At 68.4% G+C, this 22,823-nt stretch carries 25 protein-coding genes; 19 read left to right on the plus strand and 6 right to left on the minus strand.

The genetic code is table 11. The features are described 5' to 3' along the window. The first annotated feature begins 56 nt into the window (after positions 1-56). From ACIP5T_RS17770 to ACIP5T_RS17785, 4 genes are read left to right on the plus strand one after another with little or no spacing between them, the layout of a single operon-like run. Entirely contained in the window at positions 57-911 is an 855-nt protein-coding gene (locus tag ACIP5T_RS17770) for a tryptophan 2,3-dioxygenase (RefSeq protein WP_400866425.1), read from the plus strand. Further along, complete coding sequence (locus ACIP5T_RS17775) at positions 911-2,077, plus strand: amidohydrolase family protein (protein ID WP_400866428.1); 1,167 nt, start codon at positions 911-913, stop codon at positions 2,075-2,077. The genes ACIP5T_RS17770 and ACIP5T_RS17775 overlap by 1 nt, the downstream gene beginning before the upstream one ends. Before the next feature lies 1 nt (position 2,078). Then, positions 2,079-3,332 carry a kynureninase gene (locus ACIP5T_RS17780; protein WP_400866431.1) on the plus strand — a complete coding sequence of 418 codons (1,254 nt, stop codon included), beginning with the start codon at positions 2,079-2,081 and terminating at the stop codon, positions 3,330-3,332. Then, positions 3,322-4,197: a PaaX family transcriptional regulator C-terminal domain-containing protein gene (locus ACIP5T_RS17785; RefSeq protein ID WP_400866434.1), complete on the plus strand. Its 876-nt coding sequence runs from the start codon at positions 3,322-3,324 to the stop codon at positions 4,195-4,197. Before ACIP5T_RS17780 ends, ACIP5T_RS17785 begins: the two co-directional genes overlap by 11 nt. Here ACIP5T_RS17785 and ACIP5T_RS17790 read toward each other — a convergent pair. After that, positions 4,175-5,173 (minus strand): LacI family DNA-binding transcriptional regulator, encoded by a 999-nt coding sequence (locus ACIP5T_RS17790; RefSeq protein ID WP_400866437.1) that lies wholly within the window; start codon positions 5,171-5,173, stop codon positions 4,175-4,177. The genes ACIP5T_RS17785 and ACIP5T_RS17790 overlap by 23 nt on opposite strands. 163 nt (positions 5,174-5,336) lie before the next feature. Between ACIP5T_RS17790 and ACIP5T_RS17795 the strand changes: the two genes are divergently transcribed. The 4 genes from ACIP5T_RS17795 to ACIP5T_RS17810 are packed head-to-tail and all read left to right on the plus strand — an operon-like array spanning position 5,337 to position 10,875. Beyond that, complete coding sequence (locus ACIP5T_RS17795) at positions 5,337-6,632, plus strand: ABC transporter substrate-binding protein (RefSeq protein ID WP_400866440.1); 1,296 nt, start codon at positions 5,337-5,339, stop codon at positions 6,630-6,632. Beyond that, complete coding sequence (locus ACIP5T_RS17800; protein ID WP_400866443.1) at positions 6,613-7,635, plus strand: carbohydrate ABC transporter permease; 1,023 nt, start codon at positions 6,613-6,615, stop codon at positions 7,633-7,635. The genes ACIP5T_RS17795 and ACIP5T_RS17800 overlap by 20 nt, the downstream gene beginning before the upstream one ends. Continuing rightward, a complete protein-coding gene (locus tag ACIP5T_RS17805; RefSeq protein ID WP_295103432.1) occupies positions 7,632-8,522 on the plus strand; it encodes a carbohydrate ABC transporter permease in 891 nt (296 codons plus the stop codon). The genes ACIP5T_RS17800 and ACIP5T_RS17805 overlap by 4 nt, the downstream gene beginning before the upstream one ends. Positions 8,523-8,574: 52 nt before the next feature. Further along, positions 8,575-10,875 carry a glycoside hydrolase family 3 N-terminal domain-containing protein gene (locus ACIP5T_RS17810; protein ID WP_400867010.1) on the plus strand — a complete coding sequence of 767 codons (2,301 nt, stop codon included), beginning with the start codon at positions 8,575-8,577 and terminating at the stop codon, positions 10,873-10,875. 4 nt (positions 10,876-10,879) lie between these two features. On the opposite strand, the gene ACIP5T_RS17815 is transcribed toward ACIP5T_RS17810, so the two are convergent. Next, positions 10,880-11,530, minus strand: coding sequence for a Type 1 glutamine amidotransferase-like domain-containing protein (locus ACIP5T_RS17815; RefSeq protein ID WP_400866447.1), 651 nt, complete (start codon positions 11,528-11,530; stop codon positions 10,880-10,882). Between the two features lie 90 nt (positions 11,531-11,620). After that, positions 11,621-12,106: an FBP domain-containing protein gene (locus ACIP5T_RS17820; RefSeq protein WP_400866450.1), complete on the minus strand. Its 486-nt coding sequence runs from the start codon at positions 12,104-12,106 to the stop codon at positions 11,621-11,623. A gap of 311 nt (positions 12,107-12,417) precedes the next feature. Between ACIP5T_RS17820 and ACIP5T_RS17825 the strand changes: the two genes are divergently transcribed. Continuing rightward, positions 12,418-12,765, plus strand: a complete 348-nt coding sequence (locus ACIP5T_RS17825) for a hypothetical protein (RefSeq protein WP_400866453.1) — start codon at positions 12,418-12,420, stop codon at positions 12,763-12,765. Positions 12,766-12,785: 20 nt separating this feature from the next. Here the strand turns inward: ACIP5T_RS17825 and ACIP5T_RS17830 are convergent, their stop codons facing one another. Next, a complete protein-coding gene (locus ACIP5T_RS17830; protein ID WP_400866456.1) occupies positions 12,786-13,178 on the minus strand; it encodes a hypothetical protein in 393 nt (130 codons plus the stop codon). Between the two features lie 213 nt (positions 13,179-13,391). Between ACIP5T_RS17830 and ACIP5T_RS17835 the strand changes: the two genes are divergently transcribed. Beyond that, positions 13,392-13,598 carry a CsbD family protein gene (locus ACIP5T_RS17835; protein WP_079113471.1) on the plus strand — a complete coding sequence of 69 codons (207 nt, stop codon included), beginning with the start codon at positions 13,392-13,394 and terminating at the stop codon, positions 13,596-13,598. 45 nt (positions 13,599-13,643) lie between these two features. Here the strand turns inward: ACIP5T_RS17835 and ACIP5T_RS17840 are convergent, their stop codons facing one another. Continuing rightward, positions 13,644-13,808 carry a hypothetical protein gene (locus tag ACIP5T_RS17840; RefSeq protein WP_164481676.1) on the minus strand — a complete coding sequence of 55 codons (165 nt, stop codon included), beginning with the start codon at positions 13,806-13,808 and terminating at the stop codon, positions 13,644-13,646. A 123-nt stretch (positions 13,809-13,931) separates the two neighbouring features. On the opposite strand from ACIP5T_RS17840, the gene ACIP5T_RS17845 reads away from it, so the two are divergent. From ACIP5T_RS17845 to ACIP5T_RS17875, 7 genes are all read left to right on the plus strand, one after another. After that, a complete protein-coding gene (locus ACIP5T_RS17845; protein ID WP_400866459.1) occupies positions 13,932-14,198 on the plus strand; it encodes a Rho termination factor N-terminal domain-containing protein in 267 nt (88 codons plus the stop codon). A 12-nt stretch (positions 14,199-14,210) separates the two neighbouring features. Further along, the gene (locus ACIP5T_RS17850; RefSeq protein ID WP_400866462.1) at positions 14,211-15,281 is read left to right on the plus strand and encodes a YbdK family carboxylate-amine ligase; all 1,071 of its coding nucleotides are present in this window, start codon (positions 14,211-14,213) and stop codon (positions 15,279-15,281) included. A 37-nt stretch (positions 15,282-15,318) separates the two neighbouring features. After that, a complete protein-coding gene (locus tag ACIP5T_RS17855; RefSeq protein WP_400866466.1) occupies positions 15,319-16,725 on the plus strand; it encodes an MFS transporter in 1,407 nt (468 codons plus the stop codon). A gap of 61 nt (positions 16,726-16,786) precedes the next feature. Continuing rightward, positions 16,787-17,482: a DUF899 domain-containing protein gene (locus ACIP5T_RS17860; protein ID WP_400866469.1), complete on the plus strand. Its 696-nt coding sequence runs from the start codon at positions 16,787-16,789 to the stop codon at positions 17,480-17,482. A gap of 17 nt (positions 17,483-17,499) precedes the next feature. Next, positions 17,500-18,294, plus strand: coding sequence for an endo alpha-1,4 polygalactosaminidase (locus ACIP5T_RS17865; RefSeq protein WP_400866472.1), 795 nt, complete (start codon positions 17,500-17,502; stop codon positions 18,292-18,294). A gap of 35 nt (positions 18,295-18,329) precedes the next feature. Next, positions 18,330-19,049, plus strand: coding sequence for a hypothetical protein (locus ACIP5T_RS17870; RefSeq protein WP_400866475.1), 720 nt, complete (start codon positions 18,330-18,332; stop codon positions 19,047-19,049). Continuing rightward, entirely contained in the window at positions 19,046-19,603 is a 558-nt protein-coding gene (locus tag ACIP5T_RS17875; RefSeq protein WP_400866478.1) for a hypothetical protein, read from the plus strand. The genes ACIP5T_RS17870 and ACIP5T_RS17875 overlap by 4 nt, the downstream gene beginning before the upstream one ends. A gap of 350 nt (positions 19,604-19,953) precedes the next feature. Here ACIP5T_RS17875 and ACIP5T_RS17880 read toward each other — a convergent pair whose 3' ends face one another. After that, positions 19,954-21,237, minus strand: a complete 1,284-nt coding sequence (locus ACIP5T_RS17880) for a hypothetical protein (RefSeq protein WP_400866481.1) — start codon at positions 21,235-21,237, stop codon at positions 19,954-19,956. Between the two features lie 116 nt (positions 21,238-21,353). On the opposite strand from ACIP5T_RS17880, the gene ACIP5T_RS17885 reads away from it, so the two are divergent. Both ACIP5T_RS17885 and ACIP5T_RS17890 read left to right on the plus strand, forming a co-directional pair. Next, positions 21,354-21,842, plus strand: coding sequence for a hypothetical protein (locus ACIP5T_RS17885; protein WP_400866484.1), 489 nt, complete (start codon positions 21,354-21,356; stop codon positions 21,840-21,842). Next, the gene (locus tag ACIP5T_RS17890; protein ID WP_400866487.1) at positions 21,839-22,822 is read left to right on the plus strand and encodes a cation transporter; all 984 of its coding nucleotides are present in this window, start codon (positions 21,839-21,841) and stop codon (positions 22,820-22,822) included. The genes ACIP5T_RS17885 and ACIP5T_RS17890 overlap by 4 nt, the downstream gene beginning before the upstream one ends. Position 22,823: the final 1 nt, after the last annotated feature.

Here is a 22,823-nt window from a genome sequence, read left to right on the forward strand (position 1 = left end):
GACGCTCGACACGATTGTTATATGTTTACCCTGTCCGTCACGACAGGAAGCGACCCATGACCTCCGAGAACAACGAGCGCGAGCTCGAGGCCGGCATCGTCACCGATCTGTCCGGGCGGATGACCTACGGGTCCTACCTCTCGCTCGACCAGCTGCTCACCGCGCAGAATCCGGTCAGCGTTCCAGAGCACCACGATGAGCTGCTGTTCATCATCCAGCACCAGACCACCGAGCTCTGGCTGAAGCAGCTGCTGCATGAGCTGTCATCCGCCCGCGAACTGCTCGCGAGCGATGACCTGCGCGAGGCACTGAAGCGGGTGGCCCGGGTCAAGCGCATCCAAGACGTGATGACGCAGCAGTGGGCGATCCTCGCGACCCTCACCCCCACCGAGTATGCGCAGTTCCGCGGAGCGCTCGGCAACTCCTCGGGCTTCCAGTCGGTGCAGTACCGCGCGGTCGAGTTCGCCCTCGGCAACAAGAACGAGAAGATGCTCAGCGTCTTCAGCGACCACCCCGCCAACCTCGCGCTGCTCACCGCCGAGTGGCACAAGCCCACGCTCTACGACGAGTTCCTCCGCTACGCCTCGCGGCGTGGCCTGCCGATCCCTGCCGAGATCCTCGACCGCGACGTGCGCCTCCCCTACCGCGAGACCCCCGAACTGGTGCCCGCGATCCGTGAGATCTACCAGAACCACCAGCAGCACTGGGACCTCTACGAAGCCTGCGAAGACCTGGTCGACCTCGAGGACAACTTCCAGTTCTGGCGCTTCCGCCACCTCAAGACCGTCGCCCGCACGATCGGCATGAAGGTCGGCACCGGCGGCTCGAGCGGCGTGGGCTTCCTGCAGCGCGCGCTCGACCTGACGTTCTTCCCCGAGCTGTACACCGTGCGCACCGAGATCGGCAGCTGATGAACGCAGCGACCTTCTTCGATGGCGAGGAATGGCGCGACGGCATCATCGAGATCATCGACGGACGGATGCTGCTGCGCGACGAGTCGCCGGCATCCGATCTGCGCTCTTCCGGTCTGCCGAGGCTCGACGGCGTGATCGTCGGCGGCTTCACCGACCACCACGTGCACCTGCAGCTCGTGGACCACACGCTGCTGCACGCGTCGGCGCTGGGTCGCGTCACAGATCTGGGCGCGAAGCCGGCCGTCGTCGCCGCCCTCTCGGCGAAGATGCGCGGGGCCGAGAACACGTGCGCGACCTCGGGCGGGGCCAGAAACGCATCCGCTGATCCCTGCGGGGCCAAAAACGCATCCGAATCGACGTTCTCCGGTGCGTTATTGACCCCGCACGGGACGACGACCCCGCACGGGTCGACGGCCCCGCACGGGTCGACGACCCCGCACGGGACGGCCCCGCACCCGACTACGCACCCCGTCTCGGTCGAGTTCGCCGGCGCATTCCTCACTCCGGTTGGCGGCTACCCGAGCGACCGGGACTGGGCGCCGGAGGGGTCCTTCCGCGAGATCGCAGACACCGCAGCCGCCGAACGCGCTGTGGCCGAGCTGGCGGATGCCGGCGCATCCTGCATCAAGGTCGCGAGCAACGCCACCGCCGGCCCTGTTTTCAGCGACCAACTGTTCCGCGCGATCGTCGGGGCCGCCGCCGCACGCGGGCTCCCGGTCGTCGCGCATGCCGAAGGCACCGGAGAAGCGCAGCGCGCCGCTCGACTCGGTGCCACCCGCCTCGCACACGCCCCGTTCACCGAGCGGCTCGACGATGACGAGATCGTCGCACAAGCCGCATCCGTCGCCTGGGTATCGACTCTCGCGATCCACGACGCCGACAGCGCGGAGCGAGTCACCGCAGTCGACAATGTCCGTCGCTTCCACGCCGCCGGCGGCACCGTGCTCTACGCCACCGACATGGGCAACGGCCCGACGCCCATCGGTCTGAACCCCGCCGAGCTCACCTCCCTGCGCGACGCCGGCATCGAAGGCATCGACCTGCTCCGCACGCTCGCCCCGCAGAACCCCCTCGACCCCGCTGCACTGCTCCTCGCACTCCCCGGCATCGACGCCGACCCGACACTCGCCCGACCGCTGACCAGCGCCGATCTGAAGGCTTGACATGACCGACATCCGCGACGCCGCGACCATCGAACGCTCGCTTCTCGACCTCGCCGGCGCCCTCGACGCCGCCGATCCGCTGCATGTCCACCTCGACGCGTTCGCCGAGGCTCCGGGCGTCGGCGCCTACCTCGACGGCAACTCGCTCGGACGCCCGCTGAAGGAGACGCCCGAGAGGCTCGCCGCGTTCGTGCGCGACGACTGGGGCACCCGACTGATCCGCTCGTGGGACGAGCAGTGGATGGCGCTGCCCATGGAGCTCGGCGACCGCATCGGCAGCCTCACTCTCGGCGCCGCGCCTGGACAGACGGTCGTGGCCGACTCGACGAGCGTGCTGATCTACAAGCTGATGCGCGCCGCCGCGACCGCCGACGCGTCGCGCACCGAGCTCGTGATCGAGGCGGGCAACTTCCCCACCGACCGGTTCATGGCCGAGGGCGTCGCCGCCGAGACCGGCATGACGGTGCACTGGATCGAGCCCGACCCGATGCTCGGGGTGCAGATCGCCGATGTCGTCGCCGCCATCTCCGAACGCACAGCCCTCGTCTCGCTCAGCCACGTCGACTACCGCTCCGGTGCCCTCGCCGACATGCCCGGCATCACCGACGCCGTGCACGAGGTCGGCGCGCTGATGATGTGGGACCTCTGCCATTCGGCCGGAGTGATCCCGATGCAGCTCGACGCCTGGGGCGTCGACATGGCGGTCGGGTGCACCTACAAGTACCTCAACGGCGGCCCCGGCTCCCCCGCGTTCGCCTACCTGCGACGCGAGCATCAGGGCGTGCTGCGCCAGCCGATCCAGGGCTGGTGGAGCGCCGCCGACATCTTCGCGATGGGACCGGAGTACGTGCCGGCCGGCGACATCCGGCAGCTGCTGAGCGGAACCCCGCCCGTGACCTCGATGCTCGCCATGCAGGGGATGCTCGACCTCATCGAGCAGGCGTCGATCGAGGCCGTCCGCGAGAAGTCACTGGCACTCACCGACTTCGCCGTGCGTGCGTATGACGAGGTGCTGGCGCCCCTCGGCGTGCGGCTGCTGAGCACGCGAGATGCTGCACTGCGCGGCAGCCACGTGACGATCGGCCACCCTGACTTCCGGGCCGTGACGCAGCGCCTGTGGGCCGACGGCATCATCCCCGACTTCCGCTTTCCCGATGGCATCCGCCTGGGGCTCTCACCGCTGAGCACCTCGTACGTCGAGACGCTCACCGGCGTCCTCGCCGTGCGCGACGCCCTGGAGTCGCATGACCGCTGACCCCGCTGAGCAGGCGCCCGCAGGCCCCGTGCTCGACGACATCGATGCGCGACCGGGAAGCACGGCATCGATGCTGCGCACTCTGGTGGGGTTGTATCTGCGACCGCTCGGCGGCTGGATCTCGGCGGCCGACCTGGTCGCGCTCGCGGGCGATCTCGGGATTCCTCCGGCGCAGGCACGGACCGGCGTTACCCGCCTCAAGCAGAAGGGCCTGCTGCTCGCCGAACGCAGGAACGCAGTCGGGTATCGACTGAATCCCGATGCCGTCACGATGCTGGAGCGGGGCGATCGGCGCATCTTCGAGATGCGCGAGATGACGGATGCCGACACGTGGTGCCTCATCTCGTTCTCGATGCCCGAGACCGCCCGCGCCACGAGGCACCAGCTTCGCCGCCGCCTGCAGTGGATCGGGGCGGGCGTCGTGTCTCCCGCGCTGTGGATCTGCCCCGGGCATCTGCAGGACGAGGTTCTCGAGATCGTCGACGACCTCGACGCCAGCGAGTGGGTCACGCTGTTCCAGGCCGGCGCCCCGACGACCTCGCGCACACTGCCGCAGGCGGCCGCCGACTGGTGGGACCTCGACACCTTGCGCACCGAGCACCTCGAGTTCCAGTCCTCGCTCGCGACGCTTCCCTCCGCGCCGTTCGCCGCCTACGTGCAGCTGATCGACCGCTGGCGCGTGCTGCCCTACATCGATCCGGGTCTGCCGCCCTCGATGCTGCCGGCGGACTGGCCGGGCAGGCGGAGCGTCGCGGAGTTCCTGAGGCTGTCGACAGAGGTATCGGATGCCGCGTGGCAGCGCGTGCGCGATGTCACCTCGACGCACACCGCCTCGGCCCAGGTCACCGCGGCGGCGCGGTCGTAGCCCGCACCACCAGCCGCGTCGGCAGGATCACATGCATCTCGTCGATCTCCTGCCCCGAGAGCAGCGTGAACACCATGTCGGCCGCGACAGCCCCGAGCCTGCGCATCGGCTGCTGGATCGTCGTGAGCGGGAGCGCCCTTCTCGTGGCCTCCGGCACGTCGTCGAACCCGATCACCGAGAGATCGTCGGGCACGCGCAGACCGAGCTCGTGCGCGACGTCGATCACCGCGATCGCCGAGAGGTCGTTCGCGGCGAAGATCGCCGTCGGCCGGGATTCACCGCTCAACATGATCCGGGCGGACTCCCTGGTCGCGTCGAGCTCGTAACGGCCTACGCCGACGAGTGAGGGATCCACCGGGATGCCCGCGTCGCACAGGGCCCTGCGGTAGCCGGCATCTCGGAGCCCGGCGGATCTGAGGTCGGGGCGGCCCGCGAGGAACCCGATGCGGCGGTGGCCGAGTTCGATCAGATGCCTGGTCGCGGCGAGCGCGCCCCCGAAGCTGTCGGATTCGACTGTGGGCAGATCAGCCCGACCCGTGTGGGGATCGATCGCGACGACGGGGATCTCGGTGCCGGCGCTGACGACCGTGGGGGTGACCATGATCGCCGCATCGATCAACGTGCCGGAGAGCCTGCTCAGGGATCGGCGCTCCCATCCGTCGCCCGCGCCGAGGTTGGAGCCGCTGTACGCGAGCAGATCGAACGCCGTGTCGTGCACGGCAGAGCCGACGCCTTTCAGGATCTCGGCGCTGAAGGGCTCGAAGTCCGCCAGCAGCACGCCGATCACACCGGTGCGCCGTGCGCGCATGCTGCTCGCCACGAGGCTCGACTCGTAGCCGAGCTCCTTCACCGCGTCGAGCACCCGCTGCACCGTGGCGTCCGCGATCCCGTACCGGCCGTTCACTGCCTTCGAGACGGTCGACACAGACACTCCTGCCGCCTTGGCGACGTCATGGATCGTCGTGCGTGCCCCCATGAGACGCCAGCGTAGCCTCTCGCGGAATGCGATGGAAACTGTTTTCGAAAACGTTTGACGATCGGGCGCGTCCGCCGGAGACTCATGCCACTGCGGTCTCACCTGAGCGTCCGCAGGCGCCCCGCAGTGACGCGGCGCGCAACTCGATGAGGAGAACGATCACATGAACAGCAGAAGGCTCCCCCTCGCCTCCGCGGTCGCAGCGATGGCCGTCGGAGCGCTCGCGCTCTCGGGCTGCACAGCAGACTCGTCCGGCACCGGCGATGGCGGCGACACCAGCATGACCCTCTGGCACAACTCCACCACCGGCCCGGGAGTGGAGTTCTGGGAACAGACGGTCGCAGATTTCGAGAAGGACAATCCCGGCGTCACGATCGACATCCAATCGATCCAGAACGAGGATCTCGACGGCAAGCTGCAGACCGCCCTCAACTCAGGAGACGCCCCCGACATCTTCCTGCAGCGCGGTGGCGGCAAGATGGCCGCCATGGTCAAGGCCGGCCAGCTGAAGGACCTCACCGACGCGATCTCGGGCCCCGCCGCAGAAGAGATCCCCGATGCCTCGTACAAGGCGAACAGCCTCGACGGCAAGATCTACGCCATGCCCGTCGCCGTGCTCCCCGGCGGCCTCTTCTACAGCCAGGACCTCTTCGACCAGGCCGGCATCACCGAGAACCCGACGACCCTCGACGAGCTCGAGGTCGCCACCGAGGCGCTGAAGGCGGAAGGGATCGATCCGATCGCACTCGGCGCCAAGGACGCCTGGCCTGCAGCGCACTGGTACTACTGGCTGGCTCTGCGCGAGTGCAGCTCGGACACGCTCGCCAAGGCCGCGGACGAGATGGACTTCAGCGACGAGTGCTGGGTGCGCGCCGGCGAGGACCTGAAGTCGTTCGCCGAGACCGAGCCCTTCAACTCCGGATTCCTCACGACTCCCGCACAGCAGGGCGCGGGCAGCTCGGCCGGGCTCATCGCGAACCACCAGGCCGCCATGGAGCTCATGGGCGCATGGAACCCCGGAGTCATCGGCTCGCTCACCCCTGACCAGAAGCCGCTGGCCGACCTGAGCTGGTTCCCGTTCCCCGAGGTCGAGGGCGGAGACGGAGAACCCGGCTCGATGATGGGTGGCGTAGACGGCTACTCGTGCTCGGTGGATGCACCGGACGCCTGCGTCGACTTCCTGAACTACATCGGGACCTCGGATGTGCAGACCGCGTACTACAAGGCCTTCAACGCGCCGCCGGTCAACACCGTCGCACAGGAGGCCGTCACCGAGCCCTACCTGCAGACGATCCTCGAGGCGTACAACGCCGCTCCGTATGCGACGCAGTGGCTCGACACGGTCTACGGCCAGAACGTGGGCAACGCGCTGAACGTCGCCGTGGTCGACCTCCTCGCCGGCAACAGCAGCGCGGAAGACCTCGTCAAGGCTGTGCAGGATGCCGCAGCGAAAGCGTGACATGCGTGCCCGGCTGGAAGTGATCCTTCTGGCCGGGCCCGCCCTGCTCGTGTTCCTCGCCTTCGTCATCTTCCCGGTGCTGATGGCGGCGTACTACGGGTTCTTCAGCTGGCAGGGCTACGGTCCTCCCACCGACTTCGTCGGGCTGAAGAACTACCTCACGATCCTCCAGGATCCGCTGTTCCATGATGCGCTCGCGCACAACGGCTTCATCCTGGTGTTCTCCCTCGTGCTCCAGGGCCCGATCGCCATCGTGCTGGCGCTGCTGCTCAACCGCAAGATGCGCGGCCAGTCGCTGATCCGCGTGCTGATCTTCGTCCCGTACGTGATCTCCGAGGTCGTCGTCGGCACCGGCTGGAGCCTGATGCTGCAGACCAACGGCGCGATCAACGCGATGCTGACGAACATGGGCCTCGGATTCCTCGCCACCGACTGGCTGTCGGATCCCGGCATCGCGATCTGGACGCTGATGGCCATCATCACGTGGAAGTACATCGGCTTCGCGGTCATCCTGTTCCTCGCGGGCCTCCAGGGAATCCCGGAGGAGCTGCACGAGGCCGCGGCGATCGACGGCGCGTCCTACTGGCAGATCCAGTGGCGCATCACTCTGCCGCTCCTGGCGCCGACCCTGCGCATCTGGGCGTTCCTGTCGATCATCGGCTCACTGCAGCTGTTCGACCTCGTCTACATCATCTGGGGCCAGTACATCGCGTCCACCGCGGGCACGTCGACCATGGCGACCTACATGGTCTCCGAAGGCCGCAATGCCGGCAACTACGGCTACGGCAACGCGGTCGCGGTCGTCCTGTTCCTCATCTCGCTCGTGGTCGCCCTCATCTATCAGCGTGCGGTGCTGCGCAAGGACACCGACGGCGCCCTCACCGGCGCCTCGGGTCGCAAGCGCGGCTCCCGGTCGCGCGCGTCGCAGGATGCCGTCCCGCAGGATGCTGGCGCAGACGCCGGCCCCGATGCAGACGCCATACAGAAGGAGTACGTCCGATGACCGCCACCTCGGTGCTCGTCACCCAGCGACCCGCACGTCTCGGACGCCCGGGTCGAACCGCCAAGCCGAAGCTCCCGTGGGCGCATCCGACCGTGTACTTCGTCGCGCTGATCGCCGTCGGACTGATGCTCGCGCCCATCGCGTACATCATCACCGGCGGGTTCCGCACGAACGCGCAGATCACGACGGACCCGTCGGGGTTCCCGTCTCCCTGGGTGGTGTCGAACTACCTCGACGTCCTCACCGGAGACGTGTTCTGGCGGCTCGTGGGCAACTCGACCATCGTCGCCCTCGCGACCACCGTGGGCACCGTCGCTCTCGCGCTGATGGCGGCATACGTCCTCGCTCGATACCGCTTCGCAGGCCGCGGCGTGCTGTACGCCTTCTTCGCCGCCGGCCTGATGTTTCCGCTGACCGTGGCGATCACGCCGCTGTACATCGTGGTGCGCAGTCTCGGGCTGATGAACTCCCTCGGCGGAGTGATCCTGCCGCAGATCGCCTTCGCCCTGCCGACGACCATCATCATCCTCGTGCCGTTCCTCCGGGCGATTCCCGACGAGATCGAAGAGGCCGCATTCATCGACGGATGCAGTCGCATCGGATTCTTCTGGCGGATGGTGCTGCCGCTCTCCCTGCCGGGAGTGATCACGACCGGCATCCTGGCGTTCATCGGCAGCTGGAACGGATACCTGCTGCCGCTGTTCATCCTCAACGACGCCTCCGCGTTCACGCTGCCACTCGGGGTGCAGTCCTTCGCCTCGCAGTACTCGGTCGACACCGCGAAAGTGCTGGCCTTCACCTCGCTGTCGATGATCCCGGCGCTGATCTTCTTCAGCCTGTTCGAGCGGCGCATCGTGGGAGGGCTGACCGGTGCTGTCAAGGGCTGATGCGGTCGCCGTCGCGACACCCCACGCCGACGAGAACGAGAAAGAGAACACGATGTCGCAGTCCCCCGGCTCAGCCGCCCATTCGCCCCGCGTCGAGGCCCTCCTGGCTCGCATGACGCTCGACGAGAAGCAGGCGCAGCTCGTCGGCTTCTGGGTCGACCAGGGCGTCGAAGTGGTCGCCCCGATGTCGGGCGAGAAGAAGAGCTCGACGCGCTACGAGGATGCGTCTGCGCACGGGATCGGCCACCTCACCCGCGTGTACGGAACCCGCCCCGTCGACCCGGTTGAACGGGCGGCGTGGCTGTGGGCCGAGCAGCGCCGACTGCAGAAGGAGACCAGACTCGGCATCCCGGCCATCGTTCACGAGGAGTGCCTGACCGGGCTCGCCGCGTGGAAGGCGGCGACCTTCCCGACACCGCTCGCGTGGGGCGCGTCCTTCGACCCCGAGCTCGTCGAGGAGGTCGGCCGGGCGGTCGGCTCATCGATGCGTTCGCTCGGGATCCATCAGGGCCTCGCTCCGGTGCTCGACGTCATCCGCGACCCCCGCTGGGGCCGGGTCGACGAGTGCATCGCCGAGGATCCGCTCGTCGTCGGCCGGGTGGGCACGGCGTATGTCCGCGGCCTGCAGTCCGAGGGAGTGCACGCGACGCTGAAGCACTTCATCGGATACTCCGCCTCGAAGGCCGGACGCAATCACGCTCCCGTGAGCGCCGGCCTGCGCGAGATCGAGGACGTGCTGCTCCCGCCGTTCGAGATGGCGATCCACGAGGGTGGCGCCCGCAGTGTGATGAACTCCTACGTCGACATCGACGGCGTGCCAGTCACCGCAGACGCGCGCTATCTCACCGGCATCCTGCGCGATCGCTGGGGCTTCGACGGAGTGGTCGTGTCTGACTACTTCGCGGTCGACTTCCTGCACAGCATGCACCGGGCGGCTGTCGATTCTGCCGATGCGGCCAGGCTCGCGCTCACCGCGGGAATCGACGTGGAGCTGCCGTCGCCCGACGCCTTCGTCACGCTCGCCGAGCAGGTGCGCGACGGCCGACTCTCTTCGGAGATCCTCGACAGGGCCGTGGGCCGCGTGCTCGCGCAGAAGGAGGAACTCGGACTTCTGGATGCCGACTTCGACACCCCTCCGACCGCGATCGACCTCGACCCGGCCGCGCATCGAACGCTCGCTCGGCGCCTCGCCGAGGAGTCGATCGTGCTGCTCAGCAATGACGGTGCGCTCCCCCTCACGCCGACGACGACCTCGCGGATCGCGGTGATCGGCCCCAATGCCGACAGCGCCGAAGCACTGATGGGCTGCTACTCGTTCGTCAACCACGTGCTCGCCCATCACCCCGGGACTCCGGCGGGCATCGACCTGCCGACAGTCGCCGATTCGCTGCGAGACGAGTTCCCGGCGGCCGAGATCACCTCGACCATCGGATGCGAGGTCGAGGGCTCCGACCGCTCGGGCATCCCCTTCGCCGTCGAGGCCGCCTCAGCCGCCGATGTAGCGATCATCGTCGTGGGTGACCGCGCCGGACTCTTCGGACGAGGCACGGTCGGCGAGGGCAACGACGTCGACGACCTCGAACTCCCCGGCGTGCAGCGTGAGCTGGTGGAGGCCGTCGTCGCCACCGGCACTCCGGTGATCCTGATCGCGATGACCGGCCGGCCCTACGTGCTCGACTGGGCGCTGCCGGCTCGCGCGGGCGCCGCCGGGACCATGACCGGGCTCGGAGCGGTCGATGCCTCGGCTTCCACGAACGCGATGTCTGCGGGGATCCCCGCGGCGGTGCTGCAGACGTTCTTCCCCGGCGAGGAGGGCGGCCCCGCACTCGCCCGGCTGCTCAGCGGTCGCGTCGCGCCGTCCGGGCGACTGCCGGTGTCGCTGCCGCGGTCGGCCGGAGCGCAGCCGTATTCGTACCTGCACCCTGTGCTCGGCGGACGCACCGATGTCACCAGCGCCGACTCCACCCCGGTGCGGCCCTTCGGCTTCGGCCTGAGCTACACGACCTTCGCCCATGACGAGCTCGTCGCCCCCGCGTCGGTCGCACCCGGCGAGACCTTCCGGGCGACGGTGCGCGTGCGCAACACCGGTGACGTCGCTGCGACGGACGTCGTGCAGCTGTATGCGCACGACGAGGTCGCGAGCGTGACCCGCCCGCTCGCGCAGCTGCTGGACTTCCGACGGGTCGCCCTCGCGGCCGGTGCCGAGGCTCTCGTCGAGTTCGACGTGCCGATCGACCGGCTCGCCTTCACGGGGCTCGACGGCGTGAAGCGGGTCGAACCGGGCGCGATTCGCCTGTGGGTCGGAAGCGCCTGCGACGACGAGGAGACCGTGGCGCGGCTCGAGATCGTGTGAAGGGTCAGCTCTCTGCCGACTCGCCCGCCGCCGGTGCTGAGTCGATCATCATTTCGCGATCACCCTCGATCAGCAGCGCCTGATCGTCCCGGAGCAGCAGCAGCTGGTGGGTCGAGCCGTACTTGGCGACCGTCTCGGCGATGAGCGCGGGCGGGTAGGGCGCCAGCATCCCGTCGGCGTGCGGAATCACCGTGCGGTCCATCAGGCCCAGGCCCGTGAACTCGGTCAGGGACGGACCGTCCGCAGGATCATCCATGAGAGAGGCCGGTGCGATGTCGGGGCCTGCGATGATCGCGCCTGCGCTCAGGCCGATGTACGGCAGCCCGTCGCGCACGCGGCTGACGAGCACCTCGTCGTTGCCCGTGACTCTGAGCGATTCGAGCAGGGCGAAGGTGCTTCCGCCCGCCACGTAGACCGCGTCGACGCCGTCGAGCATCGATTCGAAGTCGGATGGCGTCGTGTGCCGGGCCGTGATGTCGACGAGCTCGTGACCGAGGACCTCGATGGCGCGGCGTTCGGCTTGAACGAAGGGCGCGTCCGCATATGCGACCTGGGCATCGCAGATAAAGGCGATCCGGAGCGCCGCAGCCGACGACGCCGGGTCGAGGAACGAGCGCAGCGCGCCGGGATTGAGCGAGAGGAGAAGGAGCTTCACCCGCTCATCGTACGGACGGCATGCGACATCAGGCGATGCTCAGGGGCGGGTGCCTGCACGGAGCGCCCTGCAGTCACCCGCCCCTGGGCGTCAACCCTTCACGGAGGTGATGAACGCGGCGACGTGATCCTGCAGCTTGAGGATGCGCAGCTCGCGCGCGAGCTCGCGGTCGTACCCGTCGTAGGCCAGGGGCGGCAGCACCCGGACGTTCGTCGAGCAGCCGAACTCCGTGCACACGAGGGTGCCGATGGTGTCACCCTTGCGACCGGCAGCGCCCGCTTTGCGGGCGACATACAGCTGCACGTCGTTGCGCAGGGTGACGTCCTCGCACCACGAGCACTGGGCGCGCGAGATCACGCGCTGCTCGGCGCGCTGCAGGATCACCCCGGTGATCACGTCATCGACCCACGCGACGACGTACGAGCGCCGAGGGAGCTTGGGGTCGACCCAGCCGAAGTAGTCGAGCTTCTCGAAATCGAGGTCGGCGAAGCCCGCCGGCAGAGAGATGTCAGAGCCCTCCTTGCGGGAGGCGTTGATGAAGGAGGCGCGCAGGGTGCGCTCGTCGATGGGACGCATGGGTCGGTGCTTTCGTGTGGGCCGCAGAGGGCGGCGGAAGAGGAATGGAGGGCGGCATCACGACGGATGCCGGGTACGACGCGGTTCCGGGGACGGGATGTTCCGCCTCCGGCCGATCGTCAGCCTCTGTCCGTGGCGCTGAGCGCGCCCACGGCTCCCATCTGCGCTCTATCCGGAATCCGGAGAGCACTCTTCGACAACAGCACCCGGCGAGTCTACGCCCGTTTGTTTCACACCGTGTCGGCGCGGGTTCCGTCTCTCGCGAGGCCGACCTACTCTTGCCGGAACGTCCGCTCATGAAGGAGACCACCGTGTCCACGCCGCTGAACCACCTTTCGCCCCTCTCGGTGCGTGAGCGTTCTGCGTGCATGTGCCGGCACGGCTTCGCCTGCTCCTCGTTCGCAGCCGGCCACGCGCTGCACCTCATCCAGGCGCGCATCGCCTCGGCCACGCCGAGCGAATGGGCCGACGCGATCGTCGCGCACGCCGACTCGACCACGGGCGAACTCACTGTGCGCGCCCTCGACGGCGCCGCGCACACGCTGTGGAACGCCTCGGGTGCAGCACTCGAGGCCCCGGAGGGCACGCCGGTCGCCCTGCACGTGCGTTACGGCGTGCTGGCCGTCGGCCGCACGCAGTTCAACGTCGCGCTCGCCTGAGCGCCCCTGACGGTGAGCGCTCAGGCGGTCGCCATCATCATGTCCTTGACGGCCATGCACGCGTCCATGCAGTCCTTGCAGGCCTGAGCGCACATCTTGCAGACCTCGCTGCTGTCGGCGTGCTGCATGCACTCGTCCATGCAGGTCTGGCACATCGCGATGCAGGCGTCGAGCATCGCCATCATCGACGCGGGGGTCATGCCCTGCATCCGCATCATCGACCGCATCATGGTGTTGCACATGTCGGCGCAGTTCATGCAGGCGGGCGAGCAGTCCATCATCTGCGTCGAGCACACCGTGCACGCCTGCTCGCAGGCCGAACACGCATCCATACAGGCCTGCATGACGGACATGTCCATCATCGCCATGTCGGGCATCGACATCATGTTCGAGCGCATGGCGCCCATCATCATCGAGTCCATGTTCTACCGCTTCCTTCGTCGACCGCAGCCGAGGTGAGAGCGGGCAGGACCACCCGCCTGGGGCCAGGTTAGTCGTGTGCGGCATCCACGTCGATGCCTCGCGGACGCTGTCACGAGTGTTCGTCGTTGTCAATCCCGTGTGCAGGATTCTCCGCCCGTGCGACGGTGGAGGGACATTGATCGACTGATGAAAGGAAGAGCCCCATGAGTGGAGCAGACGACATCAAGAACGCAGCGGAGAAGGCCGGCGGAAAGATCAAGGAGGGCGTCGGAAAGGCGACCGACAACGAGAAGCTCGAAGCCGAGGGCCGCGGCGACCAGGCGAAGGCCTCCGCCAAGCAGGCCGGCGAGAACGTGAAGGACGCCGCCAAGAACGTCGGCGACAACCTGCGCGACAGCTCCAGGGACTGATCGCGAACGGAGTGAGGCCCGCCTGGGCGGGCCTCACTGCGCGGATCAGCGGGTGCGGTTGCCGGAGATCGCTCGGATCAACCAGGCGATGACCGCGATGGCCAGCAGCACCAGGCCGACCCACAGGAGGAACTGCAGGGACTGCACGAGCCCGCCGGTGATCGCCAGAATGATGGCGACGACGATGATGATGATCAGCAGGATGTTCATCGGTCTTCCCTTCTCGGGGCGCGGGGGAGGCGCCCATCTACGGTCACCCAACCTAGACCGCTAATTCTCATGCCCCGAGGGCCTTGACTCGGGCCTTCCCGCCGTGCGAGAGGAGCAGACGACATGCCAGGACGCAGGAACAACTCACTGAAGGATCCGGAGCTCTACGAAGAGCTCCGCGACGACGGTGCCTCGAAGGAGAAGGCCGCCCGCATCTCGAATGCCGCCGCGCGCGACGGACGCAGCACGGTCGGGCGACGGGGCGGCGAACACGGCGACTACGAGGACTGGACCGTCGAAGAGCTGCGCACGCGCGCGAAGGAGATCGGCCTCACCGGTTACAGCCGCAAGCGCAAGGCCGAGCTCATCTCGGCACTGCGCGAGCATTAGGGCTCCGCGTAGATGGCCCGGTTCGGCGTCGAGGAGGAGTTCGTCCTCCTCGACGAGCAGACACTCGTCCCCTCGGCCATGAGCACCGAGACGCGAGAGCGGATCCTGAGCGAGGCCGGCGCCGGGGTCACCCCGGAGTATCTGACCTGCCAGCTCGAGTCGGCCACCGAGCCGTGCCTCACGCGAGCGGATGCCGAGTCGCAGCTACGTCATACGAGAGGGCTGCTGGGCGACGTCGCCGCGGATCAGGGTTCGATCGTCGCCGCGACGGGGACCCCGTTCATCTCACCCAACCGCCTCGTGGTCTCATCTTCGGCGCACTACGACGCGGTGTCGGCCCAACTGGTCGAGATCACCCGCGAGCACGAGGTCAACGGACTGCACATCCACGTCGAGGTGCCGGAGGAGGAAGAGCGCGTCCGCGTCGTCAACCGGGTGCGCGCGTGGTTGCCTCCGCTGCTCGCCATCACCGGCAACGCCCCGTTCGCCCATGGGCGGGACTCGGGGTTCGCGAGCTGGCGCAGCATCCTGATCCGTCGCCTGCCCGCCTCATGGAGCCCCCCGCTCTTCCGCGATCTCACCGACTATCGCTCGCACGTCGAGCAGCTCGTCTCGATGGGCGCGATCGCCGAGGCCAGCTCGCTGTCGTGGACCGTTCGTCTCTCTGAGAGGTTCCCCACCGTCGAGGTTCGCGTCTTCGACGCGCAGCTGACCGTCGACGACACGCTGCTCGCGGTGGCCCTCACCCGTGCCCTGCTCGTGAGCGACGCCCTCGACGACTGCCACGGCGTCGGTGCCGATGCGATCGATGCGTCCCTCTGGACCGCCGCGAGGTATGGGACGGATGCACGGCTGGTCGACCCGGTGACCGGAGCGGTCGAGTCGGCATGGACGATCGCCGAGGGACTCCTCGAACGGCTGCGTCCGACACTCGGCCAGCTCGGCGACGAGGACTTCGTCACGGAGGGAATCGCCCGCCTCCGCGCCGACGGCACAGGGGCCGAGCGACAGCGCAGGGCGTATGCCGAGCGCGGCACGGCGGGTCTGCGCGAGCTGTATCGCGCGAGCACGACGATCACCTGATCGCCCGCACGTCCCCGGGCGGCAGTAGTGTCGGCCTGTGGCATCCTCTCGCTTCGCGCCGCTGCAGCGGCTCGTGATCTCCGTCGCCGTCCTGGCGTCGTTCGTGACCTTCCTCGACGGCACCGTCGTGACCGTCGCCCTTCCTGCGATCAGTGAGGAACTCGGCGGCGGCATCACCACTCAGCAGTGGGTGGTCGACGCGTACCTCATCACCCTCAGCGCGCTCATCCTGCTCGCGGGGTCGCTGTCGGACGCCTACGGCCGGGTGCTCGTGATGCGCATCGGCCTCATCGCCTTCGGAGTCGCATCGGTCGCGGTCGCCGCGGCACCCGATCCCCTCATCCTGATCATCGCGCGAGCGGCGCAGGGAGCGGCCGGTGCTCTGCTGGTGCCGAGCTCGCTCGCGCTGATCACGGCGACCATGCGCGCCGACGTGCAGTCACGGGCGATCGGCGTGTGGACGGCGTTCACCACCGCCGCGCAGCTGGTCGGCCCGCTGCTCGGCGGACTCTTCGTCGACTTCCTGTCGTGGCGATTCGTCTTCCTCATCAACGTCGTGCCGATCGCCGTCACCCTCGTGCTGCTCTCGCGCCTGAAGCTGCAGGAGCACCCGAGCGGGGTGCGCGTCGACTGGCTCAGCGGCGCCCTGTGCGCGATCGGTCTCGGCGCGGTCGTGTTCGCGCTGATCGAGCAGCCGAACCTCGGGTGGCAGTCCCCCGCCATCTGGCTGCCCGGCGTGATCGGAGCCGCCCTCTTCGCCTGGTTCCTCGTGCGCCAGCAGCGCTCTGAGTCGCCACTCATGCCGCTCTCGCTGTTCCGCGTGCGCGACTTCGCGTGGGGCAACCTCGCCACCCTCTTCGTCTACGCCGCCCTGTCGCTGAACGGCTTCGTCGTGGGCGTCTACCTGCAGCAGGGCGCCGGTCTCACCGCCACGGCGGCCGGCCTCGCGAGCCTGCCGATGACGATCCTGATGATCCTGGTCAGCTCGCGGGCAGGCTCATGGGCCGGACGGTTCGGTCCCCGCATCTTCATGACCGTGGGCCCGCTCATCATGGCCGTCGGCGCCCTCATGCTGCTGCTCGTCGGCGAGGACTTCGACTACTGGTGGCAGGTGCTGCCGGCGATGATCGTGCTCGGCCTCGGCCTCTCGCTCACCGTGGCGCCGCTCACCTCGGCGATCCTCGGCGCCATCGACGAGTCGCGCTCGGGCATCGCCTCGGCCGTCAACAACGCCGTCTCGCGCGTCGCCGGACTGCTCGTCGTCGCGATGCTGTCGACCATCATCGGCGGCACGCTCGATCTCGCCGGCTTCCACAACGCGGCCTGGTTCACGGCCGTGCTGCTCGTGCTCGGTGGCGTCGTGTCGTGGATCGGCATCCGGCGCAATCCCGCCGATGAGGTCGAGACGCCGGCGGTCGACGGCACCCCTTCGCCGATCGGTTGACGATGTCGGTGGGCGGGCGCACACTGGGTGCACCGTCGTCCCGAGCACCCGGAGGTCCACCGTGAGCACGACCCAGACGCCCCTTCCGCCCGTCGTCGACGCCGACACGTGGCGTCGCGAGCTCGATGCGCTGCGCGTGCGGGAGAAGGCGGCGACGCGAGAGCTCGATGCGATCGCGGCGCAGCGAAGGCGACTGCCGATGGTCGAACTGCCCGAGTACACGCTCGTCGGCGCCGACGGGCCGGTGCGGCTTGCCGAGATCTTCGGCGAGCACCCCCAGCTCATCGTCTACAACCACATGTGGACCGACGGCAACGACTGGCAGTGCCCAGGGTGCACCGGCTTCACCTCGCAGTTCACGCGGCTCGACTTTCTCGAGCGGTACTACGACGCGCGCTTCGTGATCGTCACGAACGGCCCGATCGACGAGGCGCTGGCCTACCGCGAGCGGGTGGGCAATCGCATGACCTGGTACTCGAGCTCCGACAGCACGTTCGGCACCGACATGGACGCCGGTCCGAACGAGGGCTTCGGCGTGAACGTGTTCCTCCGCGACGGCGACACCGTGTACCGCACCTGGCACACGAACGGACGCGGCACCGAGCGCATGAGCCAGCTGCAGGGTCTCGTCGATCTCCTCCCCTACGGTCGGCAGGAGGAGTGGGAGGACTCCCCGTCCGGCTGGCCCCAGCACGGCACATACGATCAAGGGATGGGTTCGAAAGAGATCGCCGCACTGTACGGAGCCGGCAGCTGAGGCGCGCGACGGTCGCGGTGACCGCCATCGCCGCGCTGGTCCTCGCCCTCTCGGGTTGCGTCACGACCATCTCCGACCCGCCTGCGCCCTTCACGCCTCCACCAGCGGGAGCAACACCCGATTACCAGCTCGGCGGGGCGTACGACCCCACCGACGGAGTCGGCATCGTCGGTCGCGACCGCTCCGACGACCCCGCCGAGGGGCTGTACTCGATCTGCTACGTGAACGGATTCCAGACCCAGCCGGGCGAGCTCGGCACCTGGCCCGACGATCTCGTGCTGCAGAGCGGCGGCGAGCCTGTGTTCGACCCCGACTGGCCGGATGAGGCGCTGCTCGACACCTCGACCGACGGCCGCCGCGAGCGCATCACCGAGATCGTCGGTCCGTGGATCGAGGGGTGCGCCGAATCGGGATTCGATGCGGTGGAATTCGACAACCTCGACTCGTACACCCGCTCCGACGGTGCGCTCGCACTCGACGACAATCTCGCCCTTGCGACGCTGCTCGTCGACGTCGCGCACGACTCCGGGCTCGCCGCCGGGCAGAAGAACGCCGCCGAGGTTGCACCCCTGCTGCGCGAGCGCGCCGGGTTCGATTTCGCCGTCGTCGAGGAGTGCTCCGTCTACGAGGAGTGCGGAGCCTTCACCGACGTCTATGGCGACGCCGTGATCGACATCGAGTATGCCGACGGGCTGCCCCGGCCGTTCGCCGAGATGTGCGCCGACGACGAGGCGCCCGCATCGATGGTGCTGCGGGATCGCGACCTGGTCACGCCGGGGCACCAGGAGTACGTGTTCGAGACATGCTCCTGATCCCCTCCGGGCGACCCCCTGGGTAGGCTGACCTCGTGAGCGAGACGGGGGATCACGACGGCGCACCCTCCGGTGCGCCATCCGCCCTGCCTGCCGCAGTGCGTGCCCGAACCGTCGTTCGCGCAGCCGTCTCGCGCTGGGCGCACGCCGTCGCCAAGCTCCCCCGCTGGATCTGGCTTGCGGCTGCCGCGCTGGTCGCCCTGGTGATCATCGTCGCTGCGGCGGGCGGGCTCAGCCGGGCAGAGGAGTCTCCGACCCTGCTCGGTGCGGACGACGAGGCGCGCACCTCGATGTATGCCATCACCGTGCTCGACGCCGAGTTCACCACCGAGATCGAATCGGAGTATCTCGAGGCGGATCCCGGCGAGAAGTTCCTCGTGATGAGCACCCGGATGGAGAACCTCTCGGATGTGCCGATCCCGGTGGGCACCACCGGCGCGGACCGGGTCAGCGCCGGACTCGTCAACACCGACACTCCCCTCCTCGAGCTGAAGGGCGTCACCGCGACCGACTCGGTCGACGTGTGGCGCGCCGACGGCTCGTCTGGTGTCGTGATCTTGCAACCGGGAGTCCCCAGCCAGGTCACCTTCGCCTGGACGGTTCCCGAGGATGCGTTCCCCGACGGTGCGGTGTCGCTCGACGTCCACGAGGTGGAGGTGAGTCGCGGAAGGGTGGTCATCTCATCGCGCGTCATCACCTGGAACCCTGCCTCGCTCAGCGCACGCATCACCGTCACCGCGCAGGAGGCACCATGAGACGCGCGACGCCCTGGCTGCTCGGTGCCGTGCTGGTGCTAGCCGCCGGTGCCGTGACCGCCATCACCCCCACCGACGAAGACGTGATCGGGCCGACCGAGGTGCACGGATCCTTCGGCGATGCCGTCGAGTCACGCACTCTGATCGCGGCGGCGACCGATGCGACGTTCACTGATGAGGTCGCGGTGCCGGGTGCTGACTGGAGCGCCGAGGGCAACTGGCTCGTCGTGACGGTCATCGCGTCGGCCGCGCACACGGAGGTCGACGCGGCCATCAATCTGGCGACGCTGGCCGTCGGCGACCGCGTGTTCCAGACGAGTGAGCGACCGAAGGCGACGTTGAGGTCGAGTCCGCTGCGGCTAGGCGTCGACACGGTCGGCACCCTGGCCTTCGAGCTGCCGCCCGATGTCACATCCGGACGGGCCGAGCTGCGTCTCACCTCCTCGTATGTCACTGCCGAGCTAGACGACCTGATCGCCATCCCGCTCGAGCTCCATGGTCTGCCCCGCACTCCGAGCGTCGAGCTCGACGACCCTGAGCTGAGCACTCAGTGAGCTGGTGGCGGAGGCAGCGCCGGGCGCTGATCGCGCTCGCGGTCGCCGCCGTGGCCATGCTCGGTGCCACTGTGTGGCTCGACATCCTGCCCAGCGTCCGGCCTACCGATCGCGTGATCGAGGCCGACTCGACCGTCGACCTCGCGGGGCAGACGCTCACGCTCGGCCCCACCGAGTGGGGCGAGTTCGAGACCCCGGAGGGATCCCAGACCCTCAGCATCCGGCTGGCGTCGAGCGGCGGGTCAGATGCCTCACTCTGCGGGCGGACCACACTCACCGAGATCGATTCGGCTCGGACCTGGCTCAGCTCTCGCAAAGGCCTCGTCGTACCCTCCGACGAGGGCGAGAACTCATGCCTTCCCGAGCCGGCGTCGTACCGCATCCTGCTGACTTTCCTGCTTCCCGAAGACGCCGACGGCCCCTTCCTCCTCGACATCGAGGGGAGCGACAAAGACCTCGCCCGCTTCCGCATCGACCCCTGACGGGCGGGTGTCGAGGCCCGAGCGGGGGCGACCGATGACGCCGTCGTACGCCGTCGCGACGATCGCCACCCTCAGCGGCTCGGCCACTGCCGCGATCGCGACGGTGATGAGCGGGAAGACCCCGGCCCAGAACGACGATTCATGGCCGCCGACGAGCAGCAGCACCCCGCGGGTTCCCGCCTGCTCGGCGAATCCCCACGCCGCATAAGCGACGGCGTAGACGCCGAAGAGCAGCGGCCCGCCCCGCCAGATCACCGTGACGGCCGCCCAGAGGCCCTCGAGTCGCATCACGAGAGTGCGCGCGACGCTCATCGCGGCGCCGCGGGCCGCTCCCCCGCCGAACCGCGAGAACGCCGGAGTCGAGTCGAAGGTCGTGCCGAAGATCACGCCGGCCACCGTGAGCCAGGCAGCGGGGACGATGAGCGCGGCGACCAGGATGCCGAACACCCAGGTCCCGCCCTCCCAAACCGCGGCGACGGGCTGGAGGTTCACGGCGAACCAGTCGCCGAACCCTCGTAGCCAGTCGACCGCCTGTCGCTCGGCGAACCAGTCGAGGACGCTCGTCCACCACCGTGCGACGAGCGTGAAGAGCATGAATGTCCACAGCACCTCGGCATAGGTGGCGAGGATGATGGTCCAGCGCGGCAGTCGGTGGGCGAACCGGGTCAGGAGCACTCGAGCGACCAAGGCGATCACGAGCACCGTCACGGGCAGCACACCGATCGAGATCAGTCCGCCGCGGTCACCGATCTGGGTGGCATCGTTCCCGGATTTAGACAGCGCGACGGCGAGCGCGATCTGGAAGAACTCGATCTGATCGGCGTCGAGCAGGCCCCATGCGGTGTAGAACGCGAAGAACGGCAGGATCGCCGCGAGCGTGGCTGAGCCGAATTCGCGGATGCCACCCGCATCCTCCCTCCGGCTGTGCGGCAGCGATGACCGCACCGTGAGATACATCGCGACGTACGAGACGAGACGAGCGGCGACCGCCAGCGGCAGCAGCAGCAGGCCGCCGAGCGTGGTGTGACCGCCGACGAACCCGGCGAACTCGATGAGCACGCGATGCAGAGCCTCACCCCCGAGATACCAGGCCATGAGCGCGGGCCAGTGCCGCGCGAGGATGCGCCCGAAGGTCCGGAGGGCCTGTGACATGTGCCCTACCGTACCGGTCGGCGGCGGGCGACGAACCGCCCGACAGCCGCATACTCTCCGCTGACGCGAGCGTCAACCGCATTCTGCGCCGTCGGCGCGAAGTGCATCATGTCGTCGTGAACGCATCGACACCGGCACTTCGTCGGGCCATCGCATCGGGGGCCGCGCTCCTGCTCGCGATCGGCCTGTCGGGCTGCGGCCTGACGATCCCCGCCGACCCCGACGGCACTCTGGAATCCGTGACCGGATCCGAGCTGCGGGTCGGTGTGTCGGCCGACCCCGGCCTCGCAGACACCGACCGCGAGACCCCGACCGGCAGTCTCCCCGACCTCGCGAGCGGCTTCGCCGACAGCATCGACGCGAGCATCGACTGGACCCAGGGCTCGGAGGAGACACTGGTCGGGATGCTCGAGCGCGGTGACCTCGACCTCGTGATCGGAGGTTTCACGGCAGACACCCCGTGGGTCGACAAGGCGGGAGTCACCCGCGGCTACCCCGGGATCGACGGGGCGGACGGCCGCGAGATCGTGATGCTCGTTCCCCTGGGCGAGAACGAGTTCCTGAGCGAACTCGAGCGGTACCTCGACGAGGAGGTGGGGTCGTGACGACACCGACGAGGATCGGACGGACGGAACTCCCCGACGAGCAGCGTGATGCTCTTCGTCGAGCCATCCGGTGGGAGTGGTTCACGATCGCCTACACGTCGGTCACGATCGCCGTGATCGCGCTCGTCGTCGGCAACTCGCAGGCGATGCGCACGGCGTGGATCGAGGACATGCTGTCGCTGATCCCTCAGTTCGCGTTCCTCCTCGCCCTGTTGTTCGTGCGTCGGCGTCCGACCGTGAAGCACCCCTACGGGCTGCATCGGGTGATGGGCATCGGACACCTCGTGGCAGGGGTCGCGCTCCTGGCCGTCGGGCTCAACCTGGCGATCGAAGCCGTCACCGGGCTGATCGCCGGTGAGCATCCGACCATCGGCACCGTGCAGCTCTTCGGGCAGACGATCTGGCTCGGCTGGCTCATGGTCGCCGTCATGGCCGTCGTCATCGTCGGGCCGGTGTTCTTCTACGGACCTGCCAAATCGAAGCTGGCGCCGGTGCTGCACAACAAGCTGCTCTACGCCGACGCCGACATGGCGAAAGCCGACTGGCAGACGACGGTCGCCTCGATCGTCGGAGTGCTCGGCGTCGGCGTGGGCGTGTGGTGGCTCGACGGTGCAGCCGCTCTGGTGATCTCGCTCGGCATCATCTGGGACGGATGGCGCAACACCAAGACCGCGGTGATCGACCTGATGGACCAGCGCGCCAGGACCTATGACAGCAAGCACCCGCATCCGCTCGCCGGGGATGTGCTCTCGACCATGCGCTCGCGTCCGTGGGTGAAGGAGGCGGGGGTCCGGATGCGGGATCAGGGCCAGGTCTTCCACATCGAGGCCTTCGTCGTGCCCCATAAGGGGAAGGTGTCGCTGCGGCAGACGACCGATCTGTCGGAGCGCATCACCGACCTCGACTGGAAGGTGCAGGAGATCGTGATCGTCCCCTGCGACCGCATCCCGGACGGGGCCGACACCTCCGGACGGGAGTGAC

The organism is Microbacterium sp. NPDC088619, assembly GCF_044752825.1.
Lineage (GTDB): Bacteria > Actinomycetota > Actinomycetes > Actinomycetales > Microbacteriaceae > Microbacterium.